Annotated in this window: 13 protein-coding genes and 1 tRNA gene; 12 read left to right on the top strand and 2 right to left on the bottom strand. The window is 63.6% G+C overall.

Annotated features, from left to right (window positions below; translation table 11 throughout):
- Window position 1 precedes the first annotated feature (1 nt).
- The 3 genes from glcF to DDE20_RS09185 all read left to right on the top strand — a co-directional run bounded on the left by glcF (window position 2) and on the right by DDE20_RS09185 (window position 2,960).
- Window positions 2–1,327, top strand: a complete 1,326-nt coding sequence (glcF, locus tag DDE20_RS09195; protein WP_116558181.1) for a glycolate oxidase subunit GlcF — start codon at window positions 2–4, stop codon at window positions 1,325–1,327.
- A 233-nt stretch (window positions 1,328–1,560) separates the two neighbouring features.
- The gene (locus tag DDE20_RS09190) at window positions 1,561–2,352 is read left to right on the top strand and encodes a trypsin-like serine peptidase (RefSeq protein WP_116558180.1); all 792 of its coding nucleotides are present in this window, start codon (window positions 1,561–1,563) and stop codon (window positions 2,350–2,352) included.
- A gap of 146 nt (window positions 2,353–2,498) precedes the next feature.
- Window positions 2,499–2,960 carry an Hsp20 family protein gene (locus tag DDE20_RS09185; RefSeq protein WP_116558179.1) on the top strand — a complete coding sequence of 154 codons (462 nt, stop codon included), beginning with the start codon at window positions 2,499–2,501 and terminating at the stop codon, window positions 2,958–2,960.
- Window positions 2,961–3,200: 240 nt separating this feature from the next.
- Here the strand turns inward: DDE20_RS09185 and DDE20_RS09180 are convergent, their stop codons facing one another.
- On the bottom strand, window positions 3,201–5,210 hold the full coding sequence (locus DDE20_RS09180) for a protein meaA (protein ID WP_116558178.1): 2,010 nt from the start codon (window positions 5,208–5,210) through the stop codon (window positions 3,201–3,203).
- A gap of 367 nt (window positions 5,211–5,577) precedes the next feature.
- Here DDE20_RS09180 and DDE20_RS09175 point away from each other — a divergent pair, with 367 nt between their 5' ends.
- The 7 genes from DDE20_RS09175 to comE all read left to right on the top strand — a co-directional run bounded on the left by DDE20_RS09175 (window position 5,578) and on the right by comE (window position 11,490).
- On the top strand, window positions 5,578–7,041 hold the full coding sequence (locus DDE20_RS09175; RefSeq protein ID WP_116558177.1) for a 1-acyl-sn-glycerol-3-phosphate acyltransferase: 1,464 nt from the start codon (window positions 5,578–5,580) through the stop codon (window positions 7,039–7,041).
- Between the two features lie 110 nt (window positions 7,042–7,151).
- Complete coding sequence (ccrA, locus tag DDE20_RS09170) at window positions 7,152–8,441, top strand: crotonyl-CoA carboxylase/reductase (protein WP_116558176.1); 1,290 nt, start codon at window positions 7,152–7,154, stop codon at window positions 8,439–8,441.
- Between the two features lie 620 nt (window positions 8,442–9,061).
- Complete coding sequence (locus tag DDE20_RS09165; RefSeq protein WP_133240332.1) at window positions 9,062–9,244, top strand: hypothetical protein; 183 nt, start codon at window positions 9,062–9,064, stop codon at window positions 9,242–9,244.
- A gap of 69 nt (window positions 9,245–9,313) precedes the next feature.
- Window positions 9,314–9,934, top strand: coding sequence for a LysE/ArgO family amino acid transporter (locus DDE20_RS09160; protein ID WP_116558174.1), 621 nt, complete (start codon window positions 9,314–9,316; stop codon window positions 9,932–9,934).
- Entirely contained in the window at window positions 9,934–10,401 is a 468-nt protein-coding gene (locus tag DDE20_RS09155; protein WP_205961644.1) for an OsmC family protein, read from the top strand. Before DDE20_RS09160 ends, DDE20_RS09155 begins: the two co-directional genes overlap by 1 nt.
- A 35-nt stretch (window positions 10,402–10,436) precedes the next feature.
- The gene (locus DDE20_RS09150; RefSeq protein ID WP_116558173.1) at window positions 10,437–10,934 is read left to right on the top strand and encodes a sulfopyruvate decarboxylase subunit alpha; all 498 of its coding nucleotides are present in this window, start codon (window positions 10,437–10,439) and stop codon (window positions 10,932–10,934) included.
- A 1-nt stretch (window position 10,935) separates the two neighbouring features.
- Window positions 10,936–11,490, top strand: a complete 555-nt coding sequence (gene comE, locus DDE20_RS09145; protein WP_116558172.1) for a sulfopyruvate decarboxylase subunit beta — start codon at window positions 10,936–10,938, stop codon at window positions 11,488–11,490.
- 71 nt (window positions 11,491–11,561) lie between these two features.
- Here comE and DDE20_RS09140 read toward each other — a convergent pair.
- Window positions 11,562–11,645, bottom strand: a tRNA-Tyr gene (locus DDE20_RS09140).
- Window positions 11,646–11,869: 224 nt separating this feature from the next.
- Here DDE20_RS09140 and DDE20_RS09135 point away from each other — a divergent pair.
- Both DDE20_RS09135 and rlmB read left to right on the top strand, forming a co-directional pair.
- On the top strand, window positions 11,870–12,607 hold the full coding sequence (locus tag DDE20_RS09135; protein ID WP_240607950.1) for a class II aldolase and adducin N-terminal domain-containing protein: 738 nt from the start codon (window positions 11,870–11,872) through the stop codon (window positions 12,605–12,607).
- Between the two features lie 86 nt (window positions 12,608–12,693).
- Entirely contained in the window at window positions 12,694–13,473 is a 780-nt protein-coding gene (rlmB, locus tag DDE20_RS09130; RefSeq protein ID WP_116558171.1) for a 23S rRNA (guanosine(2251)-2'-O)-methyltransferase RlmB, read from the top strand.
- Window positions 13,474–13,639: the final 166 nt, after the last annotated feature.

The raw sequence follows: 13,639 nt of genomic DNA, 5'->3' as shown, positions 1-13,639 counted from the left end.
GATGCAGACGAATTTCACCCAAGAGCAGCTGAGCGATCCGGCGATCCAGCGCTCGAACGAGGTCTTGCGGGCCTGTGTCCATTGCGGGTTTTGCACTGCCACCTGCCCGACCTATGCGGTGCTTGGCGATGAACTCGACAGCCCGCGCGGGCGGATTTACCTGATCAAGGAGATGCTGGAAACCGGCCGCTCTGCGGACGCGCGCACGGTCAAACATATCGACCGCTGCCTGTCCTGTCTGGCCTGTATGACCACCTGCCCCTCGGGCGTGCATTACATGCATCTGGTCGATCACGCGCGCGACTATATCGAGCGCACCTATAAGCGCCCCTTCGGCGAGCGGTTGCTGCGCTTTCTGCTGGCGCAGATCCTGCCCTATCCGACGCGCTTCCGGCTGGCGCTTCTGGCGGCGAAACTGGGACGGCCCTTTGCGTTTTTGATGCCCGATGCGCGGCTCAAGGCGATGCTGGCGATGGCGCCGAAACAGATCCCGCCGGTCAGCCGCAATGACTCGCCGCAGGTCTTCGCGGCGCAGGGTGAGCGGCGCATGCGCGTGGCGCTGATGACCGGCTGCGCGCAAAAGGCACTGAACACCGATATCAATGATGCGACGATCCGCTTGCTCACGCGCCTCGGCGCCGAGGTGGTGGTGGCCGAGGGGGCGGGCTGTTGCGGGGCGCTGACCCATCACATGGGCAAAACCGCGGACAGCCACACATCAGCCTCGCGCAATATCCGCGCCTGGATGGCAGAGAAACGCGGTGCGGGGCTGGATGCGGTGGTGATCAATACCTCGGGCTGCGGCACCACGGTGAAGGATTACGGCCATATGCTGCGCCATGATCCGCTGGCCGAAGATGCCGCCGAGATCGCGGGGCTGGCGCGCGACGTGTCCGAGGTGCTGACCACGCTGGGCATTGAGAAAGGCGCGCCCAAGGGGCTGCGCGTCGCCTATCACGCGGCCTGTTCGCTGCAACACGGACAGCAGATCAAGACCCTGCCCAAAGACCTGCTCAAACGCGCGGGTTTCGAAGTCGTCGAACCCGAAGACAGCCATCTGTGTTGCGGCTCGGCAGGGACCTATAACCTGCTGCAACCGGCGATCTCGGGCGAATTGAAGACGCGCAAACTGGCCACGCTGGAGGCGCACGCACCGGATATCATCGCGGCGGGGAACATCGGCTGTATGATGCAGATCGGCTCGGGAACCGAGGTGCCGGTGGTGCATACGGTGGAATTGCTGGATTGGGCGACAGGCGGGCCGCGGCCTGCAGCGCTGGATGATGAGGGGAGGCGGGCGGTGCCGCAGGTGCCGATCCTGCGCTAACGGGTGCCGGTGACCGTGCGTGCAAAGCACACACCCTACGGCTGTGGCATCGAGTGGCGCGCGACAGGCTTTCGCAACGCCGGTGATCTGGTGTAACAACCGGCAAAGGCGTGATCGCAGGCCATGACCCCGCGACGTGACCGCGCCATGACCGTCAACCTGCGCCGACATCGTCCTATTTCTGCCCGAAAGGGCTGTCAGCCTGCCTCTATGAATGTTCAAAACGGTCCTCGATGAAACGCCTTCTGCCCCTGATCCTTGCCCTGCTGGCGCTGCCCCTACAGGCGCAGACCGACAGCCGGTTGCAGGCGATGCAGACCCGCGACGCGGCCCGCGGCTGGGAGGCGGTCGGGCGGATCAATATGGATGGCGTCGGGTTTTGCACCGGCACGCTGATCGCGCCCGACCGCGTGTTGACCGCGGCACATTGCCTGTTTGACCGGCGCACGGGGCAGAGGATCGCGGCGCCGCAACTGGAGTTTCTGGCGGGCTGGCGCAGCGGGCGGGCCGAGGCGATCAGGGCGGTGCGCCGGGTGGTGATCTGGCCGGGGTTCGACTTTGCGGCGGGGGCGGATATGGGCAATGTGCCCACCGATATCGCCCTCCTTGAACTTGACCGCCCGATCCGCACCACCGGCATCCGGCCCTTTGACGTCTCGCCACAGCCGCCCGCGCGGGGCCAGTTTGTTGCGGTGATCAGCTACGGGCGCGGACGCGCCGAAGCGCCCTCGATCCAGGAAACCTGTCAGGTGCTCGACCAGCGGCAAAACGGGGTCAGCGTGTTTTCCTGCGATATTGATTTCGGCTCCTCGGGCGCACCGGTATTTGCCGTGCAAAACGACCGGCTGCGGATTGTCTCGGTGATCTCGGCGCGGGCCGAGGGCACCGGACGGCCGATCTCGCTGGGCATGCAGTTGGGCAGCCGCATCGACGCGCTGCAGGAGGTGCTTGACGGGGATCGCGGCGCGGCGCCCTCTGGCCTGCCGCAAGGCGCACGCAGTTCGGCGCGGTTTCTGCGACCCTGATTGGGCAGTACTTCGACCTCTTGAAAGCCGCGCACTGCCGCCCCAGCTATGTATTACCGGACGCCCGAATGGGGTTCGGTGCAACCGCCCGGCCGGACCTCCGGCGGGCAGATCATAGACATCGCTTAACTCAAGGATGACCTGAAATGCGTAGTTTTGACCCTACCCCCCTGTTTCGTTCCTCGGTCGGTTTTGACCGGATGGCCGACCTGATGGACCGCGTGCTCACCGCCGATACGGTGCAGCCCAGCTACCCGCCCTATAATATTGAGCGCATTGACGAGAATGCCTACCGGATTTCGATCGCCGTGGCCGGTTTTACCGCTGATGAACTCTCGGTCGAAGCGCGCGAAAACCTCTTGGTGATCTCGGCCCGCAAGGCTGAAGACGAGGATGCGGCGCGGAAATACCTGCACCGCGGCATCGCCACCCGCGCCTTCGAGCGGCGCTTCCATCTCGCTGATCATGTGCGGATCGATGGCGCGAAACATGCCGATGGCATGCTGCATATCGAGCTGAAGCGCGAGATCCCCGAAGCGCTGAAACCGCGCCGGATCGAGATCGCGCGCAGCGAAAGCGCCGCGATGCTGGATTCGCAAGCGGCCTAAGCCACCACAGAAGAACGGTTGAAATCATCGGGCGCATCCTCAGGGGTGCGCCCGTTTTTTATGGCGGTTGAGGGGCTTTGCCCCTCTTTGGCTGCGCCAAATTCACCCCAGGATATTTACGGCACAAAGATGCGACAATTTTATTAAAATGCGCCCCTCATCTGTCGGAAAATATCCTTGGGTGAGGCCGCAGGCCGAGGGGCAAAGCCCCTCAGCACCGGTTGGCGGTAGCGCGCCGGCCTATTCGGCGGCGGTGGCCGGCGTGTCGATCAGCCCGACGATATCCATCATGATGCGGTTGAGTTCAAAATCCTTCGGCGTATAGACCGCCGCGACGCCCATGGCGCGCAGGCTGGTGGCGTCCTCTTCGGGGATGATGCCGCCGACCACCACCGGCGTGTCGCCAAGCCCCGCCGCCTGCATCTGGCGCATCAGGTCTTTGACCAGTGGCACATGGCTACCCGAGAGGATCGACAGGCCGACCACATGCGCGTGCTGCTCCAGCGCGGCGTCGACGATATCAGCGGGGGTCAGGCGGATTCCCTCATAGTGGATATCCATGCCGCAGTCGCGGGCGCGGGCGGCGATCTGTTCGGCGCCGTTGGAATGCCCGTCGAGCCCCGGTTTGCCGACGACGAATTTCAACCGGCGGCCCAGTCGCGAACTCACTGCATCCACCGCGGCGCGGATCTCGTCGAGCCCTTCGGTGCGGTTCGACGGATTGCGTGAAACGCCGGTGGGGGCGCGGTATTCGCCGAAGGCCTGGCGCACCACCAGCCCCCATTCGCCGGTGGTCGCTCCGGCTTTCGCGGCTTTGATCGAGGCGGGCATGACATTGACCCCCGAGGCTGCCGCCGCGCGCAGTTCCGCCAGTGCTGCCTGCACCGCCGCCTCGTCACGGCTCGCGCGCCAGGCCTCCAGCCGCGCGATCTGGTCGCGTTCGGCATCCGCATCCGAGACCATGATCGTGTCTTCGCCGGTGGTCAGCGGCGAGGGCTCGGTGGTGGTGAACCTATTGACCCCGACCACCGTGGTCTCGCCGCTTTCAATCCGCGCGATGCGCTCGGCATTGGCCTCGACCAGCCGCCCTTTCATATAGTCAATCGCCTGCACCGCGCCGCCCATGCCGTCGATCAGATCGAGTTCCGCCCGCGCGCCAGCTTTCAGCGCGTCGACCTTGGCGGTGACCACCGGATTGCCGTCAAACAGATCGCCGTATTCCAGTAAATCGCTCTCGAAAGCGAGGATCTGCTGCATGCGCAGCGACCACTGCTGGTCCCATTTGCGTGGCAGACCCAACGCCTCGTTCCATGCGGGCAATTGCACGGCGCGGGCGCGGGCATTCTTTGACAGGGTGACGGCCAACGCCTCAATCAGAATGCGGTAGACGTTGTTCTCGGGCTGCTGCTCGGTCAGCCCCAAGGAATTTACCTGCACCCCGTAGCGAAAGCGCCGGAACCGCGCGTCCTCGACACCGTAGCGCTCAAGGCAGATCTCGTCCCAAAGCTCGACAAAGGCGCGCATTTTGCACATCTCGGTGACGAAGCGGATGCCCGCGTTCACAAAGAACGAAATCCGCCCGACCATCGCCGGGAAATGTTCGGCAGGCACCTTGGTTTGCAGATCATCCAGCACCGCACAGGCCGTCGCCAGCGCAAAAGCCAGCTCTTGCTCCGGCGTCGCCCCCGCCTCTTGCAGATGGTAGGAACAGACATTCATCGGGTTCCATTTCGGCAGATGCGCGCGGGTATAGGCGGCGACATCGGTGATCATCCGCAGGCTGGGTTTCGGCGGGCAGATATAGGTCCCGCGCGAGAGATATTCCTTGATGATATCATTCTGCACCGTGCCCTGCAGCGCTTTGATATCGGCGCCCTGCTCCTCGGCGGCGGCGATATACAGCGCCAGCAGCCACGGCGCGGTGGCGTTGATCGTCATCGAGGTGTTCATCTGCTCCAGCGGGATATCCTGAAACAGCGCCCGCATATCGCCCAGATGGCTGATCGGCACGCCGACCTTGCCAACCTCGCCGCGCGCCAGCTCGTGATCGCTGTCATAGCCGGTCTGGGTCGGCAGATCGAAAGCGACGCTGAGGCCGGTTTGACCCTTGGACAGGTTGCTGCGGTAAAGCTCATTCGAGGCCTGCGCCGTCGAATGCCCGGCATAGGTCCGAAACAGCCACGGCTTGTCTTTGACCGGACGCTCGGGCGCGGGGTCGGTCGGCGTCGGGGTTGTCGCGAGCTTGGTCATGGGGCTAGCCTCCGGTCTCTCGTCTTGATGCAGGTGCAGCGCAACTTTCTTACGCAAACTGATCGGGCAGGCGTAATATAATGTCAAGGCCGAAATCGCTGCAACGCGGCGTGACAGATCGCGGCTTGCCTCATGCCCTGCGCGGCGCGAGGCTTGCGCCGGTTCCACAATCGGAGGCCCTATGGCCCAATTCCCCTCGCGGACCGAAGCGCTGGCCAACTCCTATCTGGTCTATGCCGATAAATTGGCCAGATGGGCCGCCGAGCAGGAAAGCAGCGGGTCCGGCCGATAAAAAACCACGAGTCCGGCCAATAAGTCGCGCGCGTCAAGGATTTACCCCGCTACCGCTTCCTGACACTCTGAGGCAATGTTCGAACCCGTCGAAGTCCCGTTCTGGCTGCTTACGCTGATCCTGCTGTTCGCGGCGATTGCATTCGCGTCGCATTTCCTCTTTCCCTCGGTGCGCTGGTTTTTCCGCCGTCGGATGGAGCGCGCGGTCGATGAGTTGAACAAGCGGCTCGAGCGTCCGATCCAGCCGTTTCGTCTGATGCGGCGGCAGGATAATGTGATCCGGTTGATCTATGATCCCAGTGTGATGGAGGCGGTGGCGGACTATGCGCGCACCGAAGGCGTGCCGCGCTCGGTCGCCTTTGCCAAGGCGCGCTCCTACGCCCGCGAGATCGTTCCGGGGTTCTCCACCGCCGCCTATTTCGGCTTTGCGATCTGGCTGGCGCGCAAGCTGAGCCGTGCCTTCTACACCGTGCATCTGGGGCGCACCGATCAGGCGACGCTGCGCGATATCGATTCGCGCAATGCGGTGGTCTTCGTGATGAACCACCGCTCGAATATGGATTACGTGCTGGTCACATGGCTGGCCGCCGACCGTTCGGCGCTGTCCTATGCGGTCGGCGAATGGGCGCGGGTCTGGCCGCTGAAGGCGCTGATCCGCGCGATGGGCGCCTATTTCATCCGGCGGCGCTATTCCAACCCGCTGTATCGCGCGGTGCTGGCGCGCTATGTGCAGAATTCGGTGCAGGAGGGCGTCACGCAGGCGATGTTCCCCGAGGGCGGGCTGAGCCTGAGCGGCGCGGTCGGACCGGCGAAAAAAGGGCTGTTGCACTACATCGTGCGCGATTTCGATGCGCTGGGCGAACGCGACGTGGTGTTTGTGCCGGTAGCGCTGAATTACGACCGTGTGCTCGAAGACCGGATGCTGGTGCAGGCCCATGAGACCGGCACGCGGCGGTTCAAGGTGCGGCTGGGTGAGGCCACGGGCTGGGTGCGGCGGTTGATCTGGCAAAAGCTGCGCGGGCGGTTCAAGACCTTTGGCTTTGCCGCCGTCTGCTACGGCGAGCCGGTGTCGCTGCGCGATTTCATGACCACCAACCCCGGCGCCTCGACCGAAGCGCTGGCCGAAACCCTGATGGCCGGCATTCGCGCCTCGGTGCCGATGCTGCCGGTGCCTTTAGCCGCCGCCAGCATCGTGCGCAGCGGTGGCGCGGGCACGCCCGAGGCGCTGGGCGCGACCGCCGAATCGCTGGTCGCCGAGGCGCGCAGCAAGGGCGCCAATATGCATCTGCCGGGCGGCGGCGTGCGTGCGGCGCTGGCTCTGGGGATCGAGGCGCTGACTCTGCGCGGTATTCTCGAGCGCGAGGGCGGGGCGCTGCAGATCGCCGCGGGGCAGGAGGGGCTTTTGGGCTATTACGCCGCCTCGGTGCTGCAATTGCTCGGTGAGCCCGAGACCGAAACCGATGGTGAACCGCATACTCCAACGGAACAACAGCTTTCGGGCCCGTCCGATCTCGAATTGCCGCCAGCCATCGAGACATAAAATTACAAACCTTTACTGATCAGGGTTGCATTGTTGCGCGACGGACTCTATTGATGCTGCAAGTGCTGCGTTAATTCTGCGATGCGGCAACAGACTTTCAGGAGAGACTCATGGCCCTCGACGAGCAAGACGGTATCGCCCCCTACGACGCCCCGATCAAAGACCTCTATGAGATCGGCGAAATGCCCCCTCTCGGCCATGTGCCCAAGCAGATGTATGCCTGGGCAATCCGCCGCGAGCGTCACGGCGAGCCGGATAAATCCTTTGAGGTTGAGGTCGTCGATACCTGGCAGATCGACAGCAACGAGGTGCTGGTTCTGGTGATGGCGGCGGGCGTTAATTATAACGGCGTCTGGGCCGGTCTCGGCGTGCCGATCAGCCCGTTTGACGGTCATAAACAGCCCTATCACGTGGCCGGTTCCGACGCCTCGGGGATCGTCTGGAAGGTTGGCGAAAAAGTCACCCGCTGGAAGGTCGGCGACGAGGTGGTGATCCATTGCAATCAGGACAATGGCGACGACGAGGAATGCAACGGCGGCGATCCGATGTTCTCGCCCAGCCAGCGGATCTGGGGCTATGAGACCCACGACGGCAGCTTCGCGCAATTCACCCGTGTGCAGGCGCAGCAATTGATGCCGCGGCCCAAGCACCTGACTTGGGAGGAATCGGCCTGCTACACGCTGACGCTGGCCACCGCCTACCGGATGCTGTTCGGCCATGAGCCGCATGACCTGAAGCCGGGGCAGAATGTGCTGGTCTGGGGCGCCTCGGGCGGGCTGGGCTCCTATGCGATCCAGCTGGCCAATACCGCGGGCGCGAATGCGATCGGGGTGATCTCGGACGAAAGCAAGCGCGATTTCGTCATGTCGATGGGCGCCAAGGGCGTGATCAACCGCAATGACTTCAAATGCTGGGGGCAACTGCCGACGGTCAACACGCCGGAATACAACGACTGGCTGAAAGAGGCGCGCAAATTCGGCAAGGCGATCTGGGAGATCACCGGCAAGGGCGTCAGCGTTGATATGGTCTTTGAGCACCCCGGCGAGGCGACCTTTCCGGTCTCGACCCTAGTGGTGAAAAAGGGCGGCATGGTGGTGATCTGCGCCGGCACCTCGGGGTTCAACTGCACCTTTGACGTGCGCTATATGTGGATGCATCAAAAGCGCCTGCAGGGCTCGCATTTCGCCCATCTCAAACAGGCGGCCTCGGCCAACCGGCTGATGCTCGAGCGGCGGCTTGATCCCTGTATGTCCGAGGTCTTCCCTTGGGACGAGATCCCCTCGGCGCATATGATGATGCTGAAAAACCAGCATAAACCGGGGAATATGGCGGTGCTGGTGCAGGCCCCGCAGACCGGTTTGCGCACCTTCGAGGACGCGCTGGAGGCCAGCCACCGGTAACTTATATCGCTGATTTCCCTCGGCGAGATTGCGAGAGACCGTCCTTCGGGGCGGTCTTTTCGGTTTTGGTGCTTTAGGGGGCTGCGGCCTTCCTGCAAGCGGATTGTCTCGAACACCACCTACCACCCTCACGCCCGGCGGCACCGCCGGGCCGCGCCCGACCCTCCCCATGGGAGGGCGCTTTGGCGATGTCATCCACCACCCGACCGACATCACTTCGTCAAAGCGCATCCCCTCGCTCATCGAACACCTGCGCCCACCCAGGCTCGGCCGCGTCCCTCTGCGCCTGGCTGTGAGCGGTTTTTGAGCGGCACCTACCAACCCTCACGCCCGGCGGCACCGCCGGGCCGCGCCCGACCCTCCCCACGGGAGGGCGCCTCGGTGATGTCACCTACAGCCCGACCAACATCAATGCTTTCAAGCGCAGCGCTTTGTGGACAGGCTGCACGCGCCCACCCAGGGTCGGGCGCGACCCTCTGCGCCCTGATCCCCCGTCGCGCGCCTTCGCGAGAATTTTCCACTTTCTTCCCCGCAATCAACCCTTTCTCAACCAAACGCGCGTTACCCTAGGGGCGAACCCCAGAGGAGCCGGAACCGTGCAGCATCAATGGATCATCTCCATGCTTAACCACCTACAGGAATACTCCCAGCGCAACGCCCTGCCTGAACTCGCCTCGCAACTGGAACAGGCGCAGCTGCTGGCGATGGTCGAGATCGCCAATCTGCCCGACCCCCAAACCCAAGAGACCACCCAAGAGACCCCCCCAAAAACCAACGCGCAAATCAGCACGGAAAACGCCTGAAATCCCCGCGCGGCGGCTTTACATCGGCGGCTCATTGGCAAAGACATAGGGGCCAACCACGGGGCCTGAATGTTCACAGCCACTCTCGCAGGATTTCTCTCCGGCCTGTCGCTGATCGCAGCGATTGGCGCGCAAAACGCCTTTGTCCTGCGTCAGGGGATCAAGCGCGAGCATATCGCGCTGGTGGTCGCAATCTGCGCGCTCTCGGATGCGGTGCTCATCATCCTCGGCGTCGCCGGTTTCTCGGTGGTGGCCGAGCGCGCGCCATGGGTGATGCCCTTGATGCTCTGGGGCGGGGTGGCGTTCTTGCTGGCCTATGGCGCGCTGCGGTTTCGCGCCGCCTTCCAAGGCGGAGCCGCGCTGACCGCCGCCGCCTCGACACCCGCCTCAAGCCGCCGCGTTGCCCTGACCGCGCTGGCGCTGACCTGGCTCAACCCGCATGTCTATCTCGATACGCTGGCGCTTTTGGGCGCGCTTTCGGCGCAATACGCACCACATCAAGCCAGCTTTGGCGTCGGGGCAACACTGGCGTCTTTGGTGTTCTTCACCACCCTCGGCTACGGCGCCCGTGCGCTTGCGCCACTGCTGGCCCGCCCGCGCGCCTGGGTGATCACCGAGATCGCCTTTGGCTTGATCATGTGGGCGATTGCGGCCAGTCTGGCATTCAGGGCTTTGACCGGAGGTGCCTGATGAAAACCCACGCCTATACCTCGCATGTCCGCTGGACCGGCAACACCGGGCAGGGCACCGCCAGCTACACGGGCTATCAGCGCGCCTGGCAGATTGCGGTGCCGGGCAAGCCGGTGATCAACTGCTCCAATGATCCGCTGCTCGGCGGTGATCCCACGCTGATGAACCCCGAGGACCTGCTGCTTTCGGCGCTCTCGGCCTGTCATATGCTGTGGTATCTGCATCTCGCCTCGGACGCGGGTATCGTCGTCACCGCCTATGAGGACACGCCCGAAGGCACCGGCGAACTCGAGCGCAGCGGCGCCGCGCGTTTTATCAAAGCCACACTGCGCCCGCGGATCACCCTGCAAGAGGGCGCCGATCTGACCGAGGCCCACGCGATCCACCACAAAATCCACGAGACCTGTTTCATCGCCCGCTCGGTGAATTTTCCGGTCGAGATCGACGCGGAGTTTCTCACCGCCTGACCCGCCATGCGCCGCATTCAAGGAGACGTGCCCAAGTGGATATTCACACGCAAATCGTCGATGATCTGGTGGCGAATGACATCGGTTTCGTAACCACCGTGCCCTGCAAACAATTGGCCGGTGTGATCGCCGAACTCGAGACCCGCAGCGATATCCTGCATGTTCCGGCCAACAAAGAAGACGAGGGCATGGGGCTCTGCGCCGGTGCCTTCATGGGCGGCACCCGTCCGGCGATCATCATGCAAAACACCGCGCTTGGCGTCACCATCAACACGCTGGCGACGCTGATCCAATACTACCGCATGCCGCTGCCGATGCTGATTTCCTACCGCGGCGAACTCGGTGAGCCGATCGCTTGCCAAGTGGAAATGGCCATCCATACCAAGGCGTTACTCGCGCAGCTGCAGATCCCGACCTATCATTTCCACCACCGCGCCGATGCGCAGGAGTTGGGCGCGATCCTGAAATACACCTTCATGTGCAACAAGCCCGTCGCGGTGCTGACCGACGCCACATTCTGGGGAGGATATTGAGATGATCCGCTCGCAAATTCTGCGCGACATCGCGCCGATCCTGAAGGGCCATCTCGTGGTCTGCAACATCGGCATCCCCAGCCAAGAACTCCACGCCATCGCCGACCAGCCGAGCAATTTTTATATGCTGGGCACGATGGGGCTGGCCTCGTCAATCGGGCTGGGTCTGGCGCTGGTGCAGCCCAAACCGGTGGTGGCGATTGACGGCGATGGCTCGGTGCTGACCAACCTCGGTAGCTTGCCGACGATTGCCAATAATCCGGCGGCGAATTTCATCCTGCTGGTGATCGATAACGGCTCGTATGGCTCAACCGGCGATCAACCGACCTACGCGGGCCGCAAAACCTCGCTCGCCAAAGTCGCCGAGGCCTGCGGTTGCGAGGGGGTGATCGAATGCCAAGCCGAGGACACCGCCCGCGTGCTGCAAGAGGCGTTGGACAGTCAGGAAATGACCGTGATCATCTGCAAATGCGCCAGCGGCAACGCCAAAGAGCCTGTGATCACAATGGACCCGGTGGTGATCCGCGACCGCTTCATGAAGGCTGCGCAAGCGTGAGCCAATGCCCAAAACGCCGCCCCTAGGCGCGCCGGTTGGCACATTCAAAACACCGTTTTCAAAAGGGAAAATGGTGGGCGACCCTGGAATCGAACCAGGCGTGGGTCTCCCCGGCGGAGTTACAGTCCGCTGCCGCACCTTGCAGCACGTCGCCCGACGCTGAGGCGGGAGATACCGAACGTGGCTCAGGGCGTCAAGGGTCGAATCCTCGGGAAATGCGGGGTTTAGGGGCCGGTGCCTAGGCGCGGCGCTGCGTTGCGGCTTTGGTGGGCCAAAGGGCGGCAGCGCGGGCAGCAATTGGGGCGGTAAAGTTTCCCCTCGCAAGGGCGCGGATTTCTGCCATCATGGGATGCAGGGCAAACCGAAAGCGGAGGGCATGATGCTACAAAACACCTTGGCCGAGGCGCGTAGCGATCTGGCGGCGGCGTTTCGCTGGACCGCGCGGTTGAACATGCACGAATCCGTCGCCAATCATTTCTCGCTGGCGATTGACGAGGGCGGGCGGCGGTTCCTGATCAACCCCAACGGGCGCCATTTCTCGCGGATCAGCGCCCGTGACCTGCTGGAGTTGGACGCCGATGATCCGGCCACGCTCGAGCGTCCCGATGCCCCCGATCCCACCGCTTGGGCGCTGCACGGCGCCATCCACCGCGCCTGTCCGCATGCCCGCTGCGTGATGCATGTGCATTCCATCCATGCCACCGTTCTCGCCGGTCTCGCCGATTCGCGCCTGCCCGCCATCGACCAGAACAGCGCGATGTTCTTTGATCGCCATGTGATTGATGAAGGCTTTGGCGGCATGGCTTTGGGCGAGGAGGGCGCGCGCTGTGCGGCGCTCTTGGCCGATCCCAAACACACCACGATGGTGATGGGCAACCACGGCGTGCTGGTGATCGGTCAAACCGTCGCTGAGGCCTTCCACCGGATGTATTATTTCGAGCGCGCTGCCGAGACCTATATCCGTGCGTTACAAACCGGCCAACCGCTGCGGGTGCTGCCCGATGAGGTGGCCGAGAAAACCGCCAGCGAATGGGAGGACTATACCGGTTTCGCCGAGGCGCATCTGCGCGAACTCAAGGAAATTCTGCGCGATGAAGGGTCGGATTTTGAGGGCTGACGCCGCCGTGCCGCGCCGCTATGAAGCGGGCTTGCGTCTCTGCGGCCCCTGCCGCAGCCAGCGCGCCGCAATGTAAGGGCCGAAAGATGAAAAAACCGACGTGGGTCGTAGAGAAAGAACGCGCCAAACGCAGCGCGGCGAATGAAACCCTCTGGCTCTTTGGCCTGCATGCGGTGCGCGACGCGCTGGTTAACCCTGAGCGCAAGAAACTGCGGCTTTTGGTGACCAAGAATGCCGCCGACAAACTTGCCGAGGCGATAGAGCAATCGGGCATGACGCCCGAGATCGAGGACGCGCGTAAATTCTCCGCCCCCTTGGCGCCGGATTCGGTGCATCAGGGCGCCGCGCTTGAGGTCAAGCCGCTGGATTGGGGGCCGTTTCAGGACGTCTGCGCGGCCGGCGAGGGCGCGCCGGTGGTGGTGCTCTTGGACCGTGTGACCGATCCCCATAACGTCGGCGCGGTGCTGCGCTCGGCCGAGGTCTTCGGCGCCCGCGCCGTGGTCGCCACCCGCCAGCACGCGGCGCCCGAAACCGGCGCTTTGGCGAAAACCGCCAGCGGCGCGCTCGAGCGCCAGCCCTATCTGCGGGTGACCAATCTGGCCGACGCGATGGAGACGCTCAAACGCATGGGCTTCACCGTGCTCGGGCTTGATGGCGAGGCCGAAGCAACGCTTGGCGAGGTGCTCGAGGGTGTCGGCACACGGCCCGTCGCGCTGGTCTTTGGCGCCGAGGGTCCGGGGCTGCGGCAGAAGACCAAAGAGACCTGCGACCATCTGGTGCGCATCCCTTATGGTGGTGCTTTCGGCTCGCTGAACGTCTCGAATGCCGCGGCGGTCTCGCTCTATGCGGCGACGGTCGGGCGCTGACGCAATCTTCACGAAAACGCTAGCGCCCTTTAAATCGGCGCAAAAGGGGCCATATCAAACTCATGAAACGCGAGCCGGAACTCTCGCTTGTTTCGTTCATTGTCCCTCGTTCCCAACTTCGCGCCTGGCCCCGTGCCAGGCGCTTTTTCATTGAAAAACCGTCACT

The organism is Pararhodobacter oceanensis, assembly GCF_003076755.1.
GTDB lineage: Bacteria > Pseudomonadota > Alphaproteobacteria > Rhodobacterales > Rhodobacteraceae > Pararhodobacter > Pararhodobacter oceanensis.
Note: the sequence above shows the minus strand (reverse complement) of the source record. Positions and strands in the feature narration are given on the sequence as shown.